This is a genomic window from Lutibacter sp. (assembly GCF_040883305.1).
Classification (GTDB): Bacteria; Bacteroidota; Bacteroidia; order Flavobacteriales; family Flavobacteriaceae; genus Lutibacter.
The window spans coordinates 1-7025 of the sequence record NZ_JBFLKT010000262.1; the positions used below are offsets into that span (position 1 = coordinate 1).

Annotated in this window: 6 protein-coding genes, 1 pseudogene and 1 riboswitch; of the genes and pseudogenes, 1 reads left to right on the forward strand and 6 read right to left on the reverse strand. The window is 30.3% G+C overall.

Going from position 1 to position 7025, the window contains the following annotated elements:
* The 6 genes from AB1Z17_RS08195 to AB1Z17_RS08220 form a co-directional block, all read right to left on the reverse strand.
* Positions 1–2260, reverse strand: a 2260-nt coding sequence (locus tag AB1Z17_RS08195) for a TonB-dependent receptor (protein WP_368051314.1), incomplete at its 3' end; no start/stop codon positions are given.
* Between the two features lie 107 nt (positions 2261–2367).
* A riboswitch (TPP riboswitch) is annotated at positions 2368–2458 on the reverse strand.
* Positions 2459–2510: 52 nt separating this feature from the next.
* Positions 2511–2912, reverse strand: a complete 402-nt coding sequence (gene arfB / locus AB1Z17_RS08200; RefSeq protein ID WP_368051315.1) for an alternative ribosome rescue aminoacyl-tRNA hydrolase ArfB — start codon at positions 2910–2912, stop codon at positions 2511–2513.
* Positions 2909–3505 carry an AAA family ATPase gene (locus tag AB1Z17_RS08205; RefSeq protein ID WP_368051316.1) on the reverse strand — a complete coding sequence of 199 codons (597 nt, stop codon included), beginning with the start codon at positions 3503–3505 and terminating at the stop codon, positions 2909–2911. The genes arfB and AB1Z17_RS08205 overlap by 4 nt, the downstream gene beginning before the upstream one ends.
* Positions 3466–4098 carry a nicotinamide riboside transporter PnuC gene (gene pnuC / locus AB1Z17_RS08210; RefSeq protein WP_368051317.1) on the reverse strand — a complete coding sequence of 211 codons (633 nt, stop codon included), beginning with the start codon at positions 4096–4098 and terminating at the stop codon, positions 3466–3468. Before pnuC ends, AB1Z17_RS08205 begins: the two co-directional genes overlap by 40 nt.
* A 4-nt stretch (positions 4099–4102) precedes the next feature.
* Entirely contained in the window at positions 4103–4819 is a 717-nt protein-coding gene (locus AB1Z17_RS08215; RefSeq protein WP_368051318.1) for a geranylgeranylglyceryl/heptaprenylglyceryl phosphate synthase, read from the reverse strand.
* Positions 4812–5450 carry a 4'-phosphopantetheinyl transferase superfamily protein gene (locus AB1Z17_RS08220; protein ID WP_368051319.1) on the reverse strand — a complete coding sequence of 213 codons (639 nt, stop codon included), beginning with the start codon at positions 5448–5450 and terminating at the stop codon, positions 4812–4814. Before AB1Z17_RS08220 ends, AB1Z17_RS08215 begins: the two co-directional genes overlap by 8 nt.
* An 86-nt stretch (positions 5451–5536) precedes the next feature.
* Here AB1Z17_RS08220 and ahcY point away from each other — a divergent pair.
* A pseudogene (ahcY, locus tag AB1Z17_RS08225) lies at positions 5537–6853 on the forward strand (adenosylhomocysteinase).
* Positions 6854–7025 lie beyond the last annotated feature (172 nt).

Consider the following 7025-nt stretch of genomic DNA (forward strand, 5'->3'; position numbering starts at 1 on the left):
ACCAAGTATCATCATATGTATAGTAATAGCCATTAGAAATATATTTTGTATTAAATATATTGTTAACTAACACGCTTAATGTAATTGCTTTAAAAACACTCTTCGGTGAAATGTTAAAACTTACATTTAAATCATTTACAAAATAACTTTCTAATTTGGAGTTGCCATTATCAATATTCCCCATAAATTGCTCACCAACATATTTAGACAAAAAAGCAAACTGCATATTTTTTAAAGGTTGGTAAGTAATGACATTCCCAATTATTAAATTGGGTGAAAATGAAATATCAGTATTTCCTAAATCAACCACTTCACCGTTCCAGGTTGTTACAAAATCAACATTTTTATTTGAGCTTATTGCAATATTTGGTAGTAAAGAAAGCTTCTTAGAAACCTTAATTTGAGCATCAACCTCTAACCCCAATCTGTAACTTTTTCCGCTTGTTGCTCTAATTGGTGCGCCGGTATCATCAATAGCCCCTGTTAATACAAGTTGGTCTTTATACAACATATAATACACATTGGTATTAACTTTTACATTATTGCTATTTAACCTCCAACCTAACTCAAAATCGTTTAGTTTTTCGGAAGTTGACACCCCGTTTTCAAAATCGTTCCTGTTTGGTTCCTTATTAGCTCTTGCATACGAGAAATACAAACTATTCTGGTTATTTGCTTTAAAAGTCAACCCAGCTTTTGGATTAAAAAATGAATACTTTTTATCAACGTTTATTATATCTCTATCCGAAGTTAAACCAGTTGTTTCAATGTTTACAAATCTATTTTGAATATCGGTAAAGGCTGTCCAATTATCATTTAACTTATAAGTAAGTTTTCCAAAAATATTTGCATCATTTTTTTTAGTATTACTTTCGTAGTAACGATCTCTAATTTCAGAATTACTAGCAAATTCAGCCCAAATAATTTCACCAAAATGATCTCCTTTATAATTGCTATACGATGTTCCAAAAATAAATTCTAATGCATTATTTTTATAAGTCGCATTTGCATTAACAACATAAAAATCGTTGTCTAACCAACGTCTTCTTATTAAATCGGTTTGATCAATTGTTTCACCTCCTAAAGAAATTGGAGTTAAATCGTAATCAGAAAAATCTTCACCTTCTTTATATTGTTCATAATAACCTCTTCCGAAGGTGTAATTTAACCCAATATTTGTAGACCAATTTTTAGATAATTTCTCATTCCAATGCAATTGATAATGATCTTGATTGTAGTTGTCAATTTCATTTTCATAGGTATAAGGATTGTAAGTTCTACCCAAAGTTTCTATTTGCTCTTTGGTAACACCTTCCCAAGCCTGGTAGGTTTTTTCTTGACCACCAAAAGTTAACGCTTTTATTAAGGTATTGTCATCAACATAAGTAGCTTGTAAAAAGTACGATTTTAAATCAGCAGATGCACGGTCAATATATCCATCCGAATCAATTTTAGAAAAACGACCAGAAAATTCAACATGATCATTTATTTTTCCTGAACTAAATTTTACAGTATGTTTTCTGGTATTATAAGAGCCAAACGAGTTACTAATTTCACCATAAGCGTTTTCTGAAACAGCATCGGTTAATAAGTTTAAACTTGCACCAAATGCACCTGAACCATTAGTTGAAGTTCCTACACCACGCTGCAATTGCATACTTTCTGTTGAAGAAGTAAAATCGGGCATATTTACCCAAAATGTTCCTTGACTTTCTGCATCGTTATAAGGAATTCCATTTATAGTAATGTTTACTCTTGTAGCATCACTTCCACGAACCCGAATACCCGAATACCCAATCCCAGCACCAGCATCTGAGGTTGTTACTACCGAAGGTAAAAAATTTAATAAAGTAGGAATATCCTGACCAAGATTACGAGTTTCTAAATCTTCTTTAGTAACATTGCTATGCGTAACTGGTGATGTAGATTTAACACGCACAGCCGCAACCAAAACTTCCTCTAAATTCACAAAACTATCTGCCATATTTATGGAGATAAAAGTGTCTTTAATTAAGTTCACTTTCACTTCTTTGGGCTGACTGATTGCACTCACAACTAATGTGTAAGTTCCTTTTTTAAGTTGAATTGAAAATTCACCATCAAAATTTGTACTTACTCCTTTTGAAGTTCCTTTAATTACAATACTTGCTCCGGGCAATGGGTTATTTCCATCGGTAACTTTTCCAGAAAGTTTAAAAAGTTCTTGTGCATTTCCATTAATTGAGTGTACAATGATTAAAAAAGCTACTAAATTCTTCACTTTTTTAAATGTTTTTTTTAAAAATTGTTTCATTTAAATATAAAATAAAACGATTTAAAAAGAGGTAATTAATCGATGTTTTGATAAAATTACTATTGCCCTAACAGATTTTTTCTGTCTGAACGTCCCTTAACAGCATTATCTGTTCAGGTTCAATGGGTTTGATCTCAGCCGTTTTAGGCACCCCTTTTGAGATGGTGCAAACTTACAAATAAGAAATTTAAAAATCAGTAAAAAATGGAATTTAATATTATAATTCAGGCTTTCTTCGGAAAGCCTTTTTATAAGCGTGTTTTTTCTTTTTATCCAATCTTTTTTGAACACTACTTTTGCTAGGTTTTGAAGCTTTTCGTTTTTTTGGAATAATTAGTGAAGATTCAATTAATTTTAAAAAACGTTTAATAACAATTTCTTTGTTTTTATGTTGACTTCTACTTTCATCACAAGAAAGTAGGAGTACATTTTCTTTTGTGAGTTTGCTTTTTAATTTTTGAATTAGTAACTCTTTTTCTTCTTCAATAAATTCAGTAGAATTTTGCAAATCAAATAACAATTCTACTTTTGATGAAACTTTATTTACATGTTGTCCTCCAGCACCACTACTTCTAACGGCTTTAAATTTAAGTTCTTTTATAAGTGATTCTTTTTTCATTTTTTCGCCAAATACCGCTGTAAGTTTGATTTAGAATTTAAAATTTTATCAATCTCTTTTACAGCCAAATTAAACCTATTTTTTTTAATTCCAGATAATAAGATATAAGGCCGGTTATATTTTATTAAAGCTTGTTCAAAAGTATCAAACATTTTTTTTCGTTGATCGGGATTTTCTCTAATATCATCTGCTTCCCAAGGCGTATCAATATAGGTTAAAAGATACAAATCGTAGTTATTTTCTAAGGCTGCTTTTTTTAAACCTGAATCAATATTTTTTTCATAATAATTTTCAAAATAAACAACGGTTTCTAATAAATCAGTATCACAAATTTGAAGCCTGTCTGCTTTTTTTGCTAGTTCATTTTCTAATTTAATTTGCTGATAAGCTATTGGAAGCTGGTCGCTACTTTCACAATACTTACGTGTATTATTCCATTTGTTTTGTAAATATTCTCGTGCATATTCTGGAACCCATACAGTATTATAATGTCTAGCTAATTGTTTAGAAAGTGTAGTTTTACCCGTGCTTTCTGGTCCAAATAGTACAATTTTTACAATATTTCTATTGGCTTGTTTAAGAGTTTTTTCCATTCAATATATCCATAAATTGCAATTACTGTAAATATAAGATATTGAAAACTTGTAAAAGTAAATCCTTTATAAAAATAAAGAGGAATTGAAATAATATCACCAATAATCCAAAAAATCCAGTTTTCTATTTTTTTTCGAGCCATTAACCACATTCCAACAAAAAATATGGCGGTTGTAATTGTGTCAACATAAGCAACCCAACTTGTCCATTTATCAAAAAAATTATACACTATAAAAACAAAAAATAAGGTTGCGAAAAATAATAGTATTGAAATTTTATTCTCTTTTTTTGTGGTTTTAGTAATTGGTGTATTATGAGTTGCATCAACTTTTCTAGTCCAAATATACCATCCGTAAATGCTCATAATAAAATAGTATCCATTAATCATCATGTCACCAAGTAAGCTCCATTTTAATAGTAAATACACAAAAATACTGGTACTAATCATACCCGTTGGATACACCCAAATTTTATTATTTTTTGAAGACCAAACAGATAAAAAACCAAAAATAACTGCAATTATTTCTAATACAATATCCACGATTTCGTATTCACTGTATTGTCCAAATAAGATATTGAAAATTTCATTCATAATTTTAAATAGATAAATTTATGTTGTTTTCAAAAGCAGTTCCAATAACAACTACATCTGCACCGCTTTTATAAGCGTTGTTTAATTGTTCTTTAGTCCTAATTCCTCCACCAACAATTAGTGGAATATTGATATTTTTTTTTACTGCTGAAATTAACCCTGAATTTACTGGAAATTTTGCACCGCTCCCAGCCTCTAAATAAATAAGTTGTTTGCCTTTGTACATTCCTGCGACGGCTGTTGCAACAGCTAAATCAATATTATTTTGTGGAATAGCAGTAGTTTTACTTACTTTTAAAACAGATGAGTTTGTACCACCATCAATTAAAATATAACCAGTTGGAATAATTTCTAAGCTTGAATTTTTTAAAAATGGAACAGCTTTTATTTGTTGTTCGATTAAATATTCAGGATTTCTGCCAGATAATAACGATAGAAATAATAAGGCGTCGGCATTATTTGTTACTTGCGAGTAATCTCCAGGAAAAAGTACAATAGAAATATTTGTGAACTCCTTTAATTTTTGAACAAAAATATCGGTAATTCCTTTTTCAACAAAACTTCCACCTACAAAAATAAAATTTGCTTTGAGGTTTTCTATTCTTTTTGAAATCGAGGGAATTTCTGAAATAGTTGTTTTATCTGGATCCAATAAAATAGCTAATAATTTTTCACCTTTTTTTGAAGATTTATGAATATGTGCTAAAATAAAATCAGTCATTATTAGCAGTATCTAAAGCATAAACCAATGTAAAACCATCAATTTGATGAAATTCAATAGTGTAATTTTTATCCCAGCCTTCAACTTTAATATATCCAGTGGTTTTTTTATCTGCAATTTGAAAAGAGTTAATATCAATATCGTTTTTAAAAGTTAAACCACCGAACGGATAAATTTTATACAAACTTTCTTTTGCTCCCCAAATAACAGTTAATTGCTGAATATAATCATCATCCTTATGAATAAAACCGCGTTCAAAATTGACAAACTTATCTTGAATTATTTTTATTTTTTCTCTGTTTTTTTCAATGTCAATTCCAACTTCAACATCACTAATAATAATTGCAGAAAAGTTAAAAGAATGTGTAATAGAAATGTGTTTTCCATCGGTTAAATGTGGTTTTCCATTACCGTTGTAAAACAAATTGAAATCGGTATAACCTGCTTCTTTCAGTAAATGACGCACACTTAAAAAACCACGACGATGCATTTCAGATTTCATTGAAAACAATCTATTCTGACTTCTTTCCGTTAATTGTGTGTCTTTTGATAGGTCTTTAAAAGATTCTTCAATTTCCCACACATAAACAGCTGTGTACTTATTTGGTTTAATGGTTTTAAATAAAGGCATTTATATTCTCAAATGTATTTTGTACTTTTGCAAAACTTTAAAACAAAAAAATAATTGTTTTAAAATAAATAACAAATTTAATAAATATGAGTTCAGAAACATCAACTTACGTAAAATATAAAGTAAAAGACATTAATCTTGCAGACTGGGGACGAAAAGAAATTCAATTAGCCGAAGCAGAAATGCCAGGTTTAATGAGTTTAAGAGAAGAATAAAAAGGCAAAAAACCTTTAGCCGGAGCAAGAATTGCTGGTTGTTTACATATGACTATCCAAACTGCGGTTTTAATTGAAACTTTGGTAGATTTAGGTGCTGAGGTAACTTGGAGTTCTTGTAATATTTTTTCAACACAAGATCAAGCTGCCGCTGCCATTGCTGCTGCAGGAGTTTCAGTTTATGCCTGGAAAGGTTTATCTGAAGAAGAATTTGACTGGTGTATAGAGCAAACATTATTCTTTGGAGAAGATAAAAAACCATTGAATTTAATTTTAGATGATGGTGGAGATTTAACAAACATGGTTTTGGATAGATATCCAGAATTGGCTGCTGGAATTAATGGCTTAAGTGAAGAAACTACAACCGGGGTACACCGTTTATATGATAGAGTAAAAGCAGGAACATTGCCAATGCCTGCAATTAATGTAAACGATTCTGTAACAAAATCTAAGTTCGATAATAAATACGGATGTAGAGAAAGTGCTGTGGATGCTATTAGAAGAGCAACTGATTTAATGTTAGCAGGAAAACGTGTTGTTGTTTGCGGTTATGGCGATGTTGGAAAAGGAACAGCAGCTTCTTTTAAAGGAGCAGGTTCAATTGTAACGGTTACTGAAATTGATCCAATTTGTGCGTTACAAGCTGCAATGGATGGATTTGAAGTTAAACGTTTAGAAACTGTTATTGGAAATGCAGATATTGTAATTACAACTACAGGAAATAAAGATATTGTACAAGGACATCATTTTGAAGCAATGAAAGATAAAACCATTGTTTGTAACATTGGGCATTTCGACAATGAAATTGATATGGCTTGGTTGAATAATAAATACGGAGCTTCTAAAGTTGAAATTAAACCTCAAGTAGATAAATACACAATTGGTAAAAATGAAGTTATTGTGTTGGCTGAAGGTAGATTAGTTAACTTAGGTTGTGCAACGGGTCATCCAAGTTTTGTAATGAGTAATTCATTTACAAATCAAACATTAGCGCAATTAGAGCTTTGGAATAACAGAGATGCTTATAAAAATGAAGTATATATGTTGCCAAAGCATTTAGATGAAAAAGTGGCTCGTTTACATTTAGCTAAAATTGGTGTTGAGTTAGAAACATTACGCAAAGATCAAGCAGATTATATTGGAGTTCAGGTTGAAGGACCATTTAAGCCTGAATATTATAGGTACTAATCTGACACTATTTTATAGCAAAAAACCACTACAATTTAAACTTTAGTGGTTTTTTTGTGCAATTCCCTCTAGTAATCAATTTAATTCAATCTTTTTCGTACAGTAAAAGTATATTACTTTTTATATTTAATCGAGGGGAAATAACACCTTTTATTAAAGGGGATATTTCCCC

What these genes read in the sequence shown, in the direction of transcription:
- arfB (WP_368051315.1), bottom strand. Translation starts at nt 2,912, where the DNA reads ATGAAAAAAGAATCACTTATAAAAGAACTTAAATTTAAAGCCGTTAGA.
- AB1Z17_RS08205 (WP_368051316.1), bottom strand. Translation starts at nt 3,505, where the DNA reads ATGGAAAAAACTCTTAAACAAGCCAATAGAAATATTGTAAAAATTGTA.
- pnuC (WP_368051317.1), bottom strand. Translation starts at nt 4,098, where the DNA reads ATGAATGAAATTTTCAATATCTTATTTGGACAATACAGTGAATACGAA.
- AB1Z17_RS08215 (WP_368051318.1), bottom strand. Translation starts at nt 4,819, where the DNA reads ATGACTGATTTTATTTTAGCACATATTCATAAATCTTCAAAAAAAGGT.
- AB1Z17_RS08220 (WP_368051319.1), bottom strand. Translation starts at nt 5,450, where the DNA reads ATGCCTTTATTTAAAACCATTAAACCAAATAAGTACACAGCTGTTTAT.